The sequence below is a fragment of the Pseudomonas sp. Z3-6 genome (assembly GCF_051131985.1).
Classification (GTDB): Bacteria; Pseudomonadota; Gammaproteobacteria; order Pseudomonadales; family Pseudomonadaceae; genus Aquipseudomonas; species Aquipseudomonas zanjanensis.
This window is the reverse complement of the sequence record NZ_CP071644.1, coordinates 3475998-3491913: the sequence shown is the minus strand read 5'-3', so window position 1 is coordinate 3491913 and position 15916 is coordinate 3475998. Positions and strand designations below refer to the sequence as shown.

At 60.9% G+C, this 15916-nt stretch carries 12 protein-coding genes and 1 pseudogene; 8 read left to right on the top strand and 5 right to left on the bottom strand.

Translation table 11 applies throughout. From position 1 onward, the window contains the following. Positions 1-101: 101 nt before the first annotated feature. The 5 genes from J3P88_RS15705 to J3P88_RS15685 are packed head-to-tail and all read right to left on the bottom strand — an operon-like array spanning position 102 to position 6639. Positions 102-479, bottom strand: coding sequence for a response regulator (locus J3P88_RS15705; RefSeq protein ID WP_186709363.1), 378 nt, complete (start codon positions 477-479; stop codon positions 102-104). After that, complete coding sequence (locus J3P88_RS15700) at positions 472-1752, bottom strand: hybrid sensor histidine kinase/response regulator (RefSeq protein ID WP_186709364.1); 1281 nt, start codon at positions 1750-1752, stop codon at positions 472-474. Before J3P88_RS15700 ends, J3P88_RS15705 begins: the two co-directional genes overlap by 8 nt. A 5-nt stretch (positions 1753-1757) precedes the next feature. Further along, positions 1758-2345, bottom strand: coding sequence for a chemotaxis protein CheB (locus J3P88_RS15695; protein WP_434570043.1), 588 nt, complete (start codon positions 2343-2345; stop codon positions 1758-1760). Then, positions 2342-3157, bottom strand: a complete 816-nt coding sequence (locus J3P88_RS15690; protein WP_186709366.1) for a CheR family methyltransferase — start codon at positions 3155-3157, stop codon at positions 2342-2344. The genes J3P88_RS15695 and J3P88_RS15690 overlap by 4 nt, the downstream gene beginning before the upstream one ends. Beyond that, positions 3157-6639 (bottom strand): response regulator, encoded by a 3483-nt coding sequence (locus J3P88_RS15685; RefSeq protein WP_434570041.1) that lies wholly within the window; start codon positions 6637-6639, stop codon positions 3157-3159. The genes J3P88_RS15690 and J3P88_RS15685 overlap by 1 nt, the downstream gene beginning before the upstream one ends. Before the next feature lie 273 nt (positions 6640-6912). Between J3P88_RS15685 and J3P88_RS15680 the strand changes: the two genes are divergently transcribed. The 8 genes and pseudogenes from J3P88_RS15680 (at position 6913) to J3P88_RS15645 (ending at position 15808) form a co-directional block, all read left to right on the top strand. After that, positions 6913-7284, top strand: a complete 372-nt coding sequence (locus J3P88_RS15680; protein WP_434570039.1) for a response regulator — start codon at positions 6913-6915, stop codon at positions 7282-7284. A gap of 77 nt (positions 7285-7361) precedes the next feature. After that, on the top strand, positions 7362-8654 hold the full coding sequence (locus tag J3P88_RS15675; protein WP_434570037.1) for a glycosyltransferase: 1293 nt from the start codon (positions 7362-7364) through the stop codon (positions 8652-8654). A 70-nt stretch (positions 8655-8724) separates the two neighbouring features. Further along, positions 8725-9630: an AraC family transcriptional regulator gene (locus J3P88_RS15670; RefSeq protein WP_186709372.1), complete on the top strand. Its 906-nt coding sequence runs from the start codon at positions 8725-8727 to the stop codon at positions 9628-9630. Between the two features lie 299 nt (positions 9631-9929). Beyond that, the gene (locus J3P88_RS15665) at positions 9930-11240 is read left to right on the top strand and encodes an ABC transporter substrate-binding protein (RefSeq protein WP_434570035.1); all 1311 of its coding nucleotides are present in this window, start codon (positions 9930-9932) and stop codon (positions 11238-11240) included. A gap of 155 nt (positions 11241-11395) precedes the next feature. Next, positions 11396-12327, top strand: a pseudogene (locus tag J3P88_RS15660) (carbohydrate ABC transporter permease). Between the two features lie 10 nt (positions 12328-12337). Beyond that, positions 12338-13168 (top strand): carbohydrate ABC transporter permease, encoded by an 831-nt coding sequence (locus tag J3P88_RS15655; protein ID WP_030142681.1) that lies wholly within the window; start codon positions 12338-12340, stop codon positions 13166-13168. Positions 13169-13207: 39 nt separating this feature from the next. Then, complete coding sequence (locus J3P88_RS15650) at positions 13208-14311, top strand: ABC transporter ATP-binding protein (RefSeq protein ID WP_434570032.1); 1104 nt, start codon at positions 13208-13210, stop codon at positions 14309-14311. A 15-nt stretch (positions 14312-14326) separates the two neighbouring features. Then, positions 14327-15808 carry a mannitol dehydrogenase family protein gene (locus J3P88_RS15645; RefSeq protein WP_434570030.1) on the top strand — a complete coding sequence of 494 codons (1482 nt, stop codon included), beginning with the start codon at positions 14327-14329 and terminating at the stop codon, positions 15806-15808. Positions 15809-15916 lie beyond the last annotated feature (108 nt).

Genomic DNA, 15916 nt, shown 5'->3' with positions numbered 1-15916 from the left:
CTGACACATCGAGGTGCCGGGTTTTGGGGGCGCTCCGCACCCCAGCGGGAGCAAGCTCCCTCGCCACAGGGGGGCGCCTGATCTGCCGGGATGTCTCCTGCCTACGACAACATCGACTGCATGATGCGTTGCAGTTCATCCAGGTCGAACGGCTTTTCCAGGATTGGTGCCTTGTGGGTAATCGGACTGTCCGTGTCGCGCACTTCCTGCGCGTAGCCACTGATGAAAATCACCTTCAGCTCGGGGCGCAACTTGACCGCGGGTTCGGCAATCTGCACCCCAGAGATACCGCCCGGCAGGCGGAAGTCGGTAATCATCATGTCCAGATGCGGCTTGCTCGCCAGGATCTCGAACGCCTGGGCGCCGCTTTCGGCTTGCAGCACCCGGTATCCCTCGCCCGACAGGTAGGCCGACAGCACCATCAGGATCGACGGGTCATCCTCGACGATCAATACAACATCTTGCGCATCTTCACTCATGAGAAGCCTTTGTTCGATCAATAGCTGCTGATACGACCTTGGGGTCTCTCAGAGGTTGCGTCTGTTCGGCGGTTTTGTCCAAGACAGTTTTCTGCAAGGGCAGGCAAACACGAAACAACGCCCCTTCATTGAGCCGACTGTCCACCGTGATCGTCCCGCCATGGGCCGTGACGATCTGCTCGGAAATGAACAGCCCCAGCCCGAGCCCCGAGGCGGCGGCCTTGGACGATACGCGCTCGAACTGCTGGAAGATACGTTCCTGGTTCTCCTCGCTGATGCCGATGCCGTGGTCCTGGACCTCGATGCAGGCGTGATCGGAGGTCTTGTAGACGCGCACTTCGATCGGCCCCTTGCCGCCGTAGCGCAGCGCATTGGTCAACAGGTTCGAGACCACCTGCTCAATGCGAAACTCGTCCCAAAGCCCCTCCACCGCCGGCTCGACCATGCACGTCAACGAACACTCGGCCACGGCGATCTGCGGCTGGAAGTTGCGCAGCAGGTTTTCCACCAATGCCGTCAGGTTGAAGCGGGTCGGCCGGATCGACAGCTTGCCGGTACGAATCCGCGACACATCCAGCATGTCCTCGATCAGCCGGATCAGGCTCTTGATCTGGCGCTCGTCGCGCTCGACCATCGCGCGCACCTTGTCCAGGCTGAAGGCGGCGGCATTGTCCCGGGCCAGGTGCATCTTGCGCAGTTGGGTCTCGAGGATGAGGCCATTGAGGGGCGTGCGCACCTCGTGGGCGACGATGGACATGAAATCGTCTCGCATGCGCACCGCCTGTTCCAGCTCGCCACGGGTGGCCTCGAGCTGCTGCAACAGGACCTCCTGCTCGCGACGACTCTGTTCGAGGGCCACGACTTGTTCCTTCATGGCCTTTCGTTGGCGATACAGCTCGACGAACACATTGACCTTGCTCTTGACGGCCTGGGTGTCCAGCGGCTTGTGCAGGAAGTCCACCGCGCCATTTTCATAACCGGTGAAGGCATAGTTGCGCTCACGCCCGGCGGCGCTGACGAAAATGATCGGGATGCTGCGGGTCTTTTCCGTGCCGCGCATCAGCTCGGCCAGCCCGAAACCGTTCATCTCCGGCATCTGCACATCGATGATGGCCAGGGCGAAGTCGTGTTGCAGCAGCAGGGACAGTGCTTCGTCCGCCGACAGGGCCTTGAAGACCTCGCGGTCGTCTCCCCTGATCAATGCTTCCAGGGCCAACAGATTCTCAGGCAGATCGTCGACGATCAGCAGTTTGGCTTGAATATCTCTTGGCATGTGGTTCATTCCAGCCCGGCCAGCAACTGGCCGATGCCTTGCAAAGTAAGGATATGGTCGGGCTCGTGCAGGGCCAGCGCGGCTTCGGGCATGGTCGAGACCTGGGCTTCCACGGGGTCCTGGACCACCGTGATCCCGCCCAGGGCCTTGACCCTCGCCAGGCCCCGGGCGCCATCGTCGTTGGCACCGGTCAGCACCACGGCCAGCAACGTCTCGCCGTAGACATCGGCGGCCGATTCAAACAGCACGTCGATGGACGGTCGCGAATGGTGTACGGGGGCCTCCAGGCTCAACGACAGGCTGCGGTCGGCCTCGACCGACAAGTGATAACCGGGCGTGGCGACGTACAAGGTGCCCGGGGCGATGTCCTGCTTGTCCCGGGCTTCTTCTACCGGCACCGCCAGACGATGGCCGAACACAGAGGCCAACTGGCTGTCACGCTCATCCGGCAAATGCAACACCACCAGGACGGGCACGCCAAAACCTTTGCGCAGGTGTCCGAACACCCTGAGCAATGCTTCGACACCGCCGGCCGATGCGCCGACGACAATGGCCTCGATGGTCGGCCTGGATCTGTCCTTCGTCTGGTTCATAACTTGCGATAGATCCGTTCCTGTTTGACCAACGGCTCGAATCGATGGCCGTAAGCCGAAAAATCCAATGTCTCCTTACTGCCCAACACCAGGAAACCACGGTGACAAAGGGACTCATGGAACAGTCCAAACGCACGATCTTGCAATTTTTTATTGAAATATATCAATACATTGCGGCATGAAATTAATTGAGTTTCTGAGAAAACGCTGTCAGTCGCCAGGCTGTGATCGGCAAAGGTCACGTTCTCGCACAGGGTTTTGTCGAACATCGCATAATCGTAGGCGGCGGTGTAGTAATCGGCAAATGACCGCCGTCCACCGGCGTTCTGGTAGTTCTGGGTATAGGTGCGCACGCTGTCCAGGGAGAAGATCCCCTGCTTGGCTTTTTCCAGCGAGCGCGGGTTGATGTCGGTGGCGTAGATGAACGTGCGGTCCAGCAGGCCTTCTTCGCGCAGGAGGATCGCCATGGAGTAGACCTCCTCCCCCGTGCTGCAACCGGCAATCCAGATCTTGATCGAAGGGTAGGTCCTGAGCAGCGGCACGATTTCCTCGCGGATCGCCAGGAAATGCGAGGGGTCGCGAAACATCTCGCTGACGGGGATCGTCAGCAGTTGCAGCAACTGCATGAACGCGCCCGGGTCATGCAATACGCGCTCCTGCAAGGCTGAAATGGTCTTGCATTCGAACTGGCTCAGCGCATGGTGGACCCGGCGCTTGATGGAAGCGCCGGAATAATCGCGAAAATCGTAGCTGTACTTGAGGTAGATCGCTTCGATCAACAAACGCAATTCAATGTCAGTGTCACGGTCCACTAAATTCTTTCCATATTCGGCAACCACACGCGAATCAGCGAGAACAGACGATCCAGATCGATCGGCTTGGCCAGGTAGTCGTTGGAACCCGCCGCCAGGCAGCGCTCCTGATCATCCTTCATGGCCTTGGCCGTCACGGCGATGATGGGCAGCTTGCGCCAGCGCGGGTCCTTGCGGATCAGCGCGGTGGCTTCGAAACCGTCCATTTCCGGCATCATCACATCCATCAGCACCAGGTCGATGTCGTCGAACTCATTCAGGCGATCGATCGCCTCCAAACCATTGCGGCCGATGACCACGATCGCCCCTTTCGCCTCCAGCGCGCTGGTCAGGGCAAAGATGTTGCGCACATCGTCATCCACCAACAGCACCTTGCGGCCTTCGAACACCTTGTCGCGGCTGCGGGCGGTCTTGAGCATCCGCTGCCGTTCATGGGACAACCGGGATTCGACTTTGTGCAGAAAGAGTGTCACTTCGTCCAGCAGACGCTCTGGCGAACGGGCGCCCTTGATGATGATCGAGCGGGAATACTTGCGCAGTTCGGCTTCTTCGTCCCGGGTCAGGTTGCGCCCGGTGTAGACGATCACCGGCGGGAACGAACAGATGTCTTCGCTGGACATGCGCTTGAGCAGGTCGTTGCCGAGCATGTCCGGCAACTTGAGGTCGATGATCATGCAGTCGTAGACATTGGTCCGCAGCAAGTCCAGCGCTTGCTGAGCCAGGCCAACGGCGGTGATCTCGATGTCATCGTCGCCGATCAGGCGAGTGATGCTGTCGCGTTGCAGGTCATCATCCTCCACCAGCAGCACCCGCTTGACCTTCTGGGTCAGCTTGGCCTCCAGGCGGGCGAACACGTCCTTGAGTTCTTCGCGGGTGGTCGGCTTGACGGCATAACCGATGGCGCCCATGTGCATGGCGGCTTCGACCCGGTCTTCGACGGAAATCACGTGCACCGGGATATGCCGGGTCTGGGCCTGTTCCTTGAGCCGCTGCAGCACCGTCAGCCCGGAATGGTCCGGCAGGCGCATGTCCAGCAGGATCGCGTCGGGGGCCAGTTGCAACGCCAGGTCGAAGCCTTCGTCGGCACCGTGGGCCTCCAGGCATTGGTAACCGAGTTCATGGGCCAGGTCGAACAGGATGCGGGCAAACTTTGGCTCGTCCTCGATCACCAGGATGCAGCGGGTTTCGAACGGTGCCTTGTCACGGTCGTCGGCGAATCGGGCAATCGGCGTGTCCACCTCGGCGATCAGCGGCGCGGGTGCGGCCTTGGGTGCGACGGGCACTGGCGCGGTGGCTGTCGGGGTAAAGGTCATCGGCTCCAGCGGCGTGTCCCCGGGCTCGACGTAACGTTCCGGCAATACCAGGGTAAAGACGCTGCCCTGCCCCGGCTCGCTGGAAACCGAGATCGAGCCGCCCAGCAGCGTGGCCAGGTCCCGGGAAATCGACAAGCCCAGGCCCGTGCCGCCGTAGCGACGGTTGGTGGTGCCATCGGCCTGGCGGAACGCTTCGAAGATGCTTTGCTGCTGGTCGGCGGCGATCCCGATTCCAGAGTCGCGCACCATGAAAGCAATGCCAGAGCCCGGCTGACCGGCCACGGACAGGCTGACAGCGCCTTGCTCGGTGAACTTCACAGCGTTGGACAGCAGGTTCTTGATCACCTGCTCCAAGCGCTGGCGGTCGGTGTAGAGCATCGCCGGCGCATCAGGCTGCACGTGCACCTCGAAACCCAGGCCCTTGTCAGCCGCCAACGGCTCGAACATATCCCGCAACCCGTCCACCAGACGCTGCACGCTGGTGTTTTCCGGGCGCACTTCCAGCTTTCCGGCCTCGACCTTGGAGATGTCGAGAATGTCGTTGATCAAGTTCAGCAGGTCGTTGCCGGCGGAATAGATCGACTCGGCAAACTTGACCTGCTCCTCGCTGAGGTTTTGTTGCGGATTCTCTGCCAGCAGCTTGGACAGGATCAGCGAGCTGTTGAGGGGCGTGCGCAGCTCGTGGGACATGTTGGCCAGGAATTCGGATTTGTACTTGCTCGAACGCTGCAGCTCTTCGGCGCGCTCCTGCAATTGGATCTGGGCCAGGTTCAGCTCGCTGTTCTTCTGGTCCATGGCGTCGCGTTGCTCGGCCAATTGCTCATTGGTCTGCTCCAGCTCCTGTTGCTGGGCTTCCAGGTGGGCCTGGGATTCCTTGAGGATGCGCGACTGTTCTTCCAGCTCTTCGTTGGCGGTCTTGAGTTCTTCCTGCTGGACTTGCAGTTCCTCGTTCAACTGCTGGGTTTCGGCCAGCACTTCCTGCAAGCGTTGACGATAACGGGCGGCCTCGATGGAAGTGCCAATATTGCCGGCGATCAGCTCCAGCAGCTCGACGTCCCGCTCGGTCAACGGCCGCAGGAACCCCAGTTCGACGACACCGTTGATCCGGTCATCGTCACTTGTAGGCACCACCAACACGCTGTTGGGCAGGCCCTGTCCCAAGCCAGAGCTGACTTTCAGGTAGTCGTCCGGCACGTCGTCCAGGCGGATGAGGCGCCCCTGTTGCACGGCCTGGCCCGCGATGCCTTCACCGGCGACGATCACCTGCTGCTGTTCTTCATCCTCCCGGGACAGGCCGTAGGCGGCGACGCGCCGGAGGACACCGTTCTCTTCCCGCACATAAAGTGCCGCGACAGCGACGTCCAGGTATTTCGCGCAGAACTGCAGGATGTTGCGACCCAGCAGGTTCAGCGACAGTTGTCCCAGGACTTGCTCGGCCAGTTGCGTCTGGCCATTACGCAGCCAAGCTTGCTTCTCCAGGTGCAAAGCGCTGCGCTGCTGGACTTTCAGGCTGGCGCTGTAGCTCTCGGACAGGTTCAACAGGTCCCGGCGACCGACGTAGGCCAGCAATCCGCTGACCGCCGCGACAAACAACAGGTAAAGGGCAATGCTCCAGACCGTCGTGGTGCGCACATCCTGGTTACGCGCCGCACGCAACTGCTGCTCGGTCTCGACGACCTCTTCGAAGGACTGACGAATTTCGTCAGTCAGACGCTTACCGCGCCCGGCCTTCACCGCGCCCCGGTAATCGCCACTGCTGCGCTGCAGGTCGATCATGCCCTGGGCGTAATTGGACCACTCCGTCTGGAGTGCCTGGATCTTGTGCAGGCGGTCGACCTGGACGGGGTTGTCGGCTGTCAATTCCAGCAAAGTGTCCAGTGCCACTGCGATCCGTGGCTTCGCCACTTCGTAGGGGTCGAGGAAATGCTCGTCCCCACTCAACAGGTAGCCGCGCATGCCGGTTTCCAGGTCCACGCTCAGCTTGAGCGCTTCGTTGGCGTTATTGATCACCCTGTCGGTGTGGCCGACCCATTGGATCACCGACAGCAGGTACGTGATAAGGATGATGAAAAACACCGCGCTGAGCGCGCCCATGCCCAGCGGCAGGCTGATATTGCGGCTCAGGAGTTTGCGAAAACTTTGTTCGTCAACCGAAGACGAAGGAGTCATGGAAAAGGGCCTTGGTGGACAGTTGAAAACCGTGGAGTTTGCCCGAAAAACCGCGCTTGGATCCACATTTTCTGACGAGTCAAAGGCGCAGATCCCGCGACGGCCTGCCTTGTAGCAAGGAAGCGACTATCCTTGTCAGCTCTTGTACTATAGATCCTTTCTTGTACAACCTAGGGAACTTGTGCTGCCTCGGCATTTACTCATAAAAGAGGCTCATGAAAGAGGCCGTTTTTTTTGTGCCCCCTCCCGCTCCCATCTTTTGAGAATGTATCTATGTCCACCGCCAATGCCGCCACCCAGCCCACCATCCTGGTAGTCGAAGACGACGACATCGTGCGGATGTTAATCGTCGACGTGCTGGAGGAGCTGGAATATCAGGTGCTGGAGGCGGACGGTTGCGAGCAAGCGCTGGAGTTTCTGAACGACGACCAACAGGATATCGCCCTGATGATGACCGACGTCGGCCTGCCGGTAATGGACGGACGGGAATTGGCCAAGCAGGCTCGACTCGTTCGGCCGAAACTGCCGGTGCTGTTTGCCAGCGGTTATGCCGAAAGCATCGATGTACCTGAAGGGATGTCGGTGATTGGCAAGCCCTTCTCCATCGATCAGTTGCGGGACAAGGTCAAACGCATTCTTTCTTGAGCCGGAACGCATTCTTGGTCACTATCGGCGCCCCGCGCGCCGATGGCGCCTGATCTGTACCAAGGAACTCCCCGCTCATGCATCACCCCACCGCCACCAAGGTCCTGGTTATCGGCTATGTCTGGCCCGAGCCACGCTCATCGGCTGCCAGTGGGCACGTCATGCAGATCCTCGACACCTTCCTTGGCCAAGGCTGGGACATCACCTTCAGCAGCCCGGCCGGCCCCGGCGAGCAGCGTGCCGACCTGGTTGCGCTGGGCATCCGCGAAGTGCCCATCGAACTCAATAGCAGCAGCTTCGACGAATTCATCCATACTCTTGCGCCGGACATCGTGCTGTTCGACCAGTTCATGATGGAAGAACAATTCGGCTGGCGGGTCGAGAAGCACTGCCCCGGTGCCCTGCGGGTGCTGGAGACCTCCGACCTGCAAAGCCTGCGCCACGCCCGGCATCAGCGCCTGAAGGAGCGCCTGAAGCGCGATGACGCGAGCGAGAATTTCAGGGACCTCTTCGCCCCGGCCCTGGACGAGGAATTCCAACGAATGGCCGATACCGACCTGGCCAAGCGGGAAATCGCCGCGCTGTACCGCTGCGACCTCAACCTGATGGTGTCCGAGGTTGAAATCGAACTGTTGGTGGAGCACTTCAAGCTGCCCCGCAACCTGCTGCATTGGTGCCCGTTGATGCTGGACCTGCCCAGCGACCCGCCGGTGCCATTCGCGGACCGGGCGCATTTCCTGAGCATTGGCAACTTTCGCCACGCGCCGAACTGGGACGCCGTACTCTGGATGAAAAACGCCATCTGGCCGCTGATCCGCCAACAACTGCCCGGCGCGCAACTGCACCTGTATGGCGCCTATACCCCGCCGAAGGCCGCCGCGCTGCACAACCCGGCCCAAGGCTTTCACATCATGAACTGGGCCGAAGACGCCTTGCAGGTCATGTCGGCCGCACGCATCTGCCTGGCACCATTACGTTTCGGCGCGGGTATCAAAGGCAAGCTGATCGACGCCATGCTCTGCGGCACCCCCAACGTCACCACGCCCGTGGGGGCCGAAGCCATGCACGGCGAGCTGCCCTGGCCCGGGGCGATTGCCCAGAGTGCCGAAGCCATCGCCCGCGAGGCCGTGCAGTTGTACAGCGACCCGGAGCGCTGGGCTCAGGCTCGGGACGCAGGCCTGTCGCTGTTGGCGAGCCGCTACCGGCGACAGGTCCATGGGCCAGCGCTGATCGACAGCCTCAACGCTTGCCGGGCGGACCTGGCGCAACGACGCCGGGACAATTTCACCGGCAGCATGCTGCGTCACCACCAGCACAAAAGCACCCAATACATGTCCCAGTGGATCGAAGAAAAAAACCGCAACGGTTAGACACCAGGGTGGCACCTGCCTGGCGAAGGGGGCATTATTCAGCGGCGATAATAATAAAAGCGCCAGGCCCATGACCCGAACAGCCAGAGTCACCGACCCTTCCTACGAGTTGATGGACGACCATAACGGGCTGTCCATCATCTACCGCCAGCACGGTTTCCCCTGCCCGCTGGTACGTTGGCATTTCCACAAGGAATACGAGCTGCACCTGATCGTCGCCAGTTCCGGCAAGGTGTTCATTGGCGACTACATCGGCAACTTCTACCCCCAGTCGTTGTTTCTCACCGGCCCCAACCTGCCCCACAACTGGATCAGCCAGGTGGCCGAGGACGAAGTGGTGCCCAAGCGCGACATGCTGGTGAACTTCACCGACGAGTTGTTCGAAAGCGGCCATCAGGTATTCGCCGAGCTCAAGACGGTCGCGCCGTTGCTCGAACGTGCCCAATACGGCATCGAGTTCCGTTGCAAGCGCACCATCCGCCAGGCCATGACCCTGATGCAGCGCATCGCCGACTCCCAGGGCATGAGCCGCCTGGGGCACTTTTTCATCCTGATGGAGCTGCTGGCCGCCACGGATGACTACCAACTGCTGTCCGGCACGAACGCCCCGCAAACGGCGGACGAGCACAGCATCGACCGCACCAACCGTGCGGTGGACTACATCTTTGCCCATTACGCCCGGGAACTGCCCCTGGAAGAAGTCGCCGAGCACCTGGGCATGAAACCCACCTATTTCAGCCGGGTGTTCAAACAGGCCACTGGCCGCTGCTTCATCGAATTCGTCAATCGCCTGCGCATCAGCAAATCCTGCGAACTGCTGGCCGACGGCGACAAACCGGTGACGGACGTGTGTTTTGAATCGGGCTTCAACAACATCTCCAACTTCAACCGGCGCTTCCAGCAGCTCAAGGGCATGACCCCGTCCCACTACCGGCGGCTGGCGGTGCAGCGGTTGACCGAGCAGAATCAGGGCTGACCTTTTTGCCCTGACACACCGCCTCTGTGGCGAGGGAGCTTGCTCCCGCTGGGCTGCGCAGCAGACCTAAAAAACAAGGGCCGCTACGCGCCCCAGCGGGAGCAAGCTCCCTCGCCACAGGGTTCTTCGATTGCCCCTCACCCTCTTCAGTGCAAAAAAGTATCAGTCAAAGTGCGACGGATGATTTGTCACGCCGTCCATAGAAGGCTGTAATCAGCGCACATTCTTCCCTTCATCCGGAAGACACAAAAACAATAACTGTCCTTCTGCAGCCTTCGGGCGCGGAAAAGGAGTGCGCGATGAAACCTTCGGTAAAAGTTCTGCTTGTCTCCACCTGCATGACCCTCAGCAGCGTCAGCTTCGGCGCAGAGACCCTCACCATTGCCACCGTCAACAACAGCGACATGATCCGCATGCAAAAGCTCTCGAAAACCTTCGAGGCCGAGCATCCGGACATCAAGCTCAATTGGGTGGTGCTTGAAGAAAACGTCCTGCGTCAACGCCTGACCACCGACATCGCCACCCAAGGCGGACAGTTCGACGTGCTGACCATTGGCATGTACGAAGCCGCACTCTGGGGTGCCAAGGGTTGGCTGGAGCCGATGAAAGACCTGCCGGCCTCCTACGACCTCGATGACGTCTTCCCTTCCGTGCGCGATGGCTTGTCGGTCAAGGGCTCGCTGTACGCCCTGCCTTTCTATGCCGAAAGCTCGATCACCTATTACCGCACGGACCTGTTCAAGAACGCCGGGCTGACCATGCCCGAACACCCGACCTGGACCCAGATCGGTGAGTTCGCGCAAAAGCTCACCGACAAATCCAAGGAGCAATATGGCCTGTGCCTGCGGGGCAAGGCCGGGTGGGGCGAGAACATGGCGCTGGTCACGACCCTGGCCAACGGCTTTGGCGCGCGCTGGTTCGATGAGAAGTGGCAGCCGCAGTTCAACGGGCCGGAGTGGAAGGATGCCCTGAACTTCTACGTCGACAACATGAAGAAATCCGGCCCGCCGGGTGCGTCCAGCAACGGTTTCAACGAAAACCTGGCGCTGTTCAACAGCGGCAAGTGCGCCATCTGGGTGGACGCCAGCGTCGCCGGCTCGTTCGTGACCGACAAGACCCAGAGCAAGGTGGCCGATCACGTCGGATTCACCTTCGCCCCCCACGAGAAAACCGACAAAGGCACCTCGTGGATGTACTCCTGGTCCCTGGCCATCCCGACCAGCTCCAAAGCCAAGGACGCGGCCAAGGTCTTTACCACTTGGGCAACGTCCAAGGAGTACAACCAATTGGTCGCCAAGACCGACGGCATTGCCAACGTACCACCGGGTACCCGCACTTCGACCTACAGCGACGAATACATGAAGGCCGCGCCGTTTGCCAAAGTGACGCTGGAATCGTTGAAACTCGCCGACCCGAAAGCCCCTACCCTCAAGCCTGTGCCCTACATCGGCATTCAGTTGGTGACCATCCCCGAATTCCAGGCCATCGGCACCCAGGTGGGCAAGTTCTTCTCAGGCGCGCTGACCGGCCAGCAGACCGTGGACCAGGCGTTGACCGCCGCGCAGTCCACCACCGAACGCGAGATGAAACGCGCTGGGTATCCCAAGTAATCCACGTCGCCGCTCTGCCCTTTTGTGGGAGCGGGCTTGCTCGCGAAAGCGATCTGTCAGTCACCTTGATGTTGGATGTGCCGCCCTATTCGCGAGCAAGCCCGCTCCCACAGGGGATTTCTGTAGGCCCCGCAAAAATCGGTTCAATGCCATGAATAGCTCAACTACAACCGCCAAAGCCCCCATCGAGATCGCTCCGCCGCCGGTGCGCAAGATCCGCCTGGCCAACCCCGGCTGGTTTCTGGTCAGCCCTTCGGTGGCCTTGTTGCTGCTGTGGATGATCGTGCCGCTGGGCATGACCGTCTACTTCTCGATGATCCGCTACAACCTGCTCTACCCCGGCGAAAACGAATTCGTCGGGCTGGAGAACTTCACCTATTTCCTGACCGACTCGGGTTTCATGCCCGGCGCCACCAATACCCTGCTGCTGGTGGGCAGCGTGCTGTTGATCAGCATTGTCCTAGGGGTATTGATCAGCGCGCTGCTGGAGGCCAGTGAGTTTTTCGGTCGCGGCATCGTCCGTGTGCTGCTGATCTCGCCGTTCTTCATCATGCCCACGGTCGGTGCGCTGATCTGGAAAAACCTGATCTTCCACCCCGTGTCGGGCATCCTCGCCTCGGTCTGGAAGCTGTTCGGCGCCCAGCCGGTGGATTGGTTGGCCCATTACCCGCTGTTGTCGATCATTATCATCGTCAGCTGGCAATGGCTGCCCTTCGCGATCCTGATCCTGATGACGGCCATGCAGTCGCTGGACCAGGAACAGAAAGAAGCCGCCCGCCTGGACGGTGCCGGCCCCATCGCGATCTTCTGGCACCTGACCCTGCCGCACCTGGCCCGGCCGATTGCCGTGGTGCTGATGATCGAGACAATTTTCCTGTTGTCGGTGTTCGCCGAGATCTTCACCACCACCAACGGCGGCCCCGGCTACGCCTCCACCAACCTGGCGTACCTGATCTACAACCAGGCGCTGGTGCAGTTCGACGTCGGCATGGCGTCTGCCGGTGGCCTGATTGCCGTGGTCATTGCCAACATCGCCGCCATCATCCTGGTCCGGATGATCGGCAAAAACCTCACCGACAAGCATTGAGGCCGTCGCCATGACTCTTCAACAATCCCGTCGCCTGCAAAGCCTGTTGCTGGGCACGCTGGCCTGGGCCATCGCGATCGTGATCTTCTTTCCGATCTTCTGGATGGTGCTGACCAGCTTCAAGACCGAAATCGACGCGTTCGCCACGCCGCCGCAGTTCATCTTCGCGCCGACCCTGGAGAATTACCTGCACATCAACGAGCGCAGCAATTACTTCAGCTTCGCCTGGAATTCGGTGGTGATTTCCTTCAGTGCCACCGCCCTGTGCTTGCTGATCGCGGTGCCGGCGGCCTACTCCATGGCGTTCTATGAAACCCAGCGCACCAAAGGCACGTTGCTGTGGATGCTCTCTACAAAAATGTTGCCTCCGGTGGGTGTGCTGATGCCGATCTACCTGCTGGCCAAGCAATTTGGCCTGCTGGACACGCGGATCGCGCTGATCATTATCTACACCTTGATCAACCTGCCTATCGTGGTCTGGATGATTTACACCTACTTCAAGGACATCCCTCGCGACATCCTCGAAGCGGCACGTCTGGATGGCGCCACGCTCTGGCAGGAAATGGTCCGCGTGCTGCTGCCCATCGCCAAGGGCGGCCTGGCGTCCACCGTGTTGCTGTCGCTGATCCTGTGCTGGAACGAGGCGTTCTGGTCGCTGAACCTCACCTCCTCCAAGGCCGCCCCGCTGACAGCGCTGATCGCCTCCTATTCCAGCCCGGAAGGTTTGTTCTGGGCCAAATTGTCGGCCGTCTCGACCCTGGCCTGCGCGCCGATCCTGATTTTTGGCTGGATCAGCCAGAAACAGCTGGTGCGTGGTTTGTCCTTCGGCGCGGTGAAGTAACGCGCCCTACACAATAATCAGAAGTGGAGGCCCATCATCATGGCCAACCTGAAAATCAAGAATCTGCAAAAGGGTTTCGAAGGCTTCTCCATCATCAAGGGCATCGACCTTGAGGTGAACGACCGCGAGTTCGTGGTTTTCGTCGGCCCGTCGGGCTGCGGCAAGTCCACGCTGCTGCGACTGATCGCCGGCCTGGAAGAGGTCAGCGACGGCACCATCGAACTGGATGGCCGGGACATTACTGAAGTCAGCCCGGCCAAGCGCGACCTGGCGATGGTGTTCCAGACCTACGCCCTGTACCCCCACATGAGCGTGCGCAAGAACATGTCCTTCGCCCTTGATCTGGCCGGCGTGCCCAAAGCCGAAGTCGAAAAGAAGGTCAACGAAGCGGCGCGTATCCTCGAACTGGGGCCGATGCTCGAGCGCAAGCCCAAGCAATTGTCCGGTGGCCAGCGCCAGCGCGTGGCGATCGGTCGGGCCATCGTGCGCAACCCGAAAATCTTCCTGTTCGACGAACCGCTGTCCAACCTCGACGCAGCCCTGCGAGTGCAGATGCGCCTGGAACTGGCGCGCCTGCACAAAGAGTTGCAGGCGACCATGATCTACGTGACCCACGACCAGGTCGAAGCCATGACCCTGGCTGACAAGGTGGTGGTGCTCAACGGCGGGCGCATCGAGCAGGTCGGCTCGCCGCTGGAGCTGTATCACCAGCCGGCCAACCTGTTTGTCGCCGGGTTCCTCGGCACACCGAAAATGGGCTTCCTCAAAGGCAAGGTTACCGCCCTGGACAGCCAGGGTTGCGAAGTGCTGTTGGACGCCGGTACGCGCATCAATCTGCCGCGCAGCGGCGCCAACCTGAGCGTCGGCGCTGCGGTGACCCTCGGGATTCGCCCGGAACACCTGAACCTGGCGCAACCGGGCGATTGCACGTTGCAAGTCACCGCAGACGTCAGCGAGCGGCTGGGCAGCGACACCTTCTGCCACGTCGTCACGGCCTCCGGCGAAGCCTTGACCATGCGCGTCCGCGGCGACCTGGCGAGCCGTTTCGGCGAGCAGTTGAGCCTGCACCTGGACGCTGAACACTGCCATTTATTCGATGCCGAGGGCGTCGCGGTGAACCGCGCGCTGCGCGCCGCCGCCTGATTGCCGAGACTTGCGATGAAACTCAACCGACAAAACCTGCACAACCTCAACCCTGAAGTCGCCCTGCCGGCCTACCCCTTGAGCGATATCCGCCAGGGCATCGCCCACATCGGCGTCGGCGGTTTCCACCGAGCGCACCAGGCGTACTACACCGATGCGCTGATGAACACCGGCACTGACCTGGACTGGGCCATCTGCGGCGTGGGCCTGCGGGCCGAGGACCGGCGTGCCCGGGATGACTTGGCCAGCCAGGACTACCTGTTCACCCTGTACGAACTGGGCGATACCGATGACACCGAAGTCCGCGTGATCGGCGCGATCAATGACATGTTGCTGGCCGAAGATGGTGCACAGGCGCTGATCGACAAACTGGCCGAGCCGCAGATCCGCATCGTCTCGCTGACCATCACCGAAGGTGGCTATTGCATCGACGACAGCAATGGCGAGTTCATGGCCCACCTGCCGCAGATCCAGCACGACCTGGCCCACCCCGAGGCACCGAAGACTGTCTTCGGCTTCCTCTGTGCCGCCCTGGCCAAGCGCCGCGCCGCGGGGACGCCAGCGTTCACGCTGATGTCCTGCGATAACCTGCCCCACAACGGCGCCGTCACTCGCAAGGCACTGCTGGCGTTTGCCGCGCTGCGCGACCCGGAACTGGGCCAATGGATCGACGGGAACGTGAGCTTTCCCAACGCCATGGTCGATCGCATTACCCCGATGACCAGCGGCGCCCATCGCTTGCAGCTGCATGACGAACACGGCATCGATGACGCCTGGCCGGTGGTCTGCGAACCGTTCGTGCAATGGGTGTTGGAAGACAAATTCGTGAGCGGCCGCCCGGCCTGGGAAAAGGTCGGCGTGCAGTTCACCGATGACGTTTCCCCCTATGAAGAAATGAAAATCAAGCTGCTCAACGGCAGTCACCTGGCGCTGACCTACCTGGGCTTTCTCAAGGGTTATCGCTTCGTTCACGAGACCATGAACGATCCGCTGTTCGTGCGTTACATGCGCGCCTACATGGACCTGGACGTGACGCCGCAACTGGCGCCAGTACCGGGCATCGACCTGACCGACTACAAGAACACCCTGGTGGAGCGTTTTTCCAACCAGGCGATTGCCGACCAGTTGGAACGGGTCTGTTCGGACGGCTCGTCGAAGTTTCCAAAATTCACCGTCCCGACCATCAACCGCTTGATCGCCGACGGCGGCGAAACTCGCCGTGCGGCGCTGGTCGTCGCGGCTTGGGCGGTGTACTTGAAGGGCGTGGACGAGAAAGGCGTGACGTACTCGATCCCGGACCCTCGGGCGGCGTTCTGCCAGGCCTTGGTGGCCGACGATGCGCTGGTGACCCAGCGGGTGCTGGAGGTGGAGGAAATCTTTGGCACCGCGATCCCCCGCTCCCCGGAATTCGTGGCAGCATTTGAATGGTGCTGCAACAGCTTGCGCGAGCACGGGGTCACGCGAACACTTGAGCGGGTACTGGCCGAGGCGAACTAACCCTCGGCGCGATCCGCTTTTTGTGGCGAGGGAGCTTGCTCCCGCTGGGTTGCGCAGCGACCCCCAGGGTATGTCAGGCTCACCGCGTTGCCTGGATTTGGGGCTGCT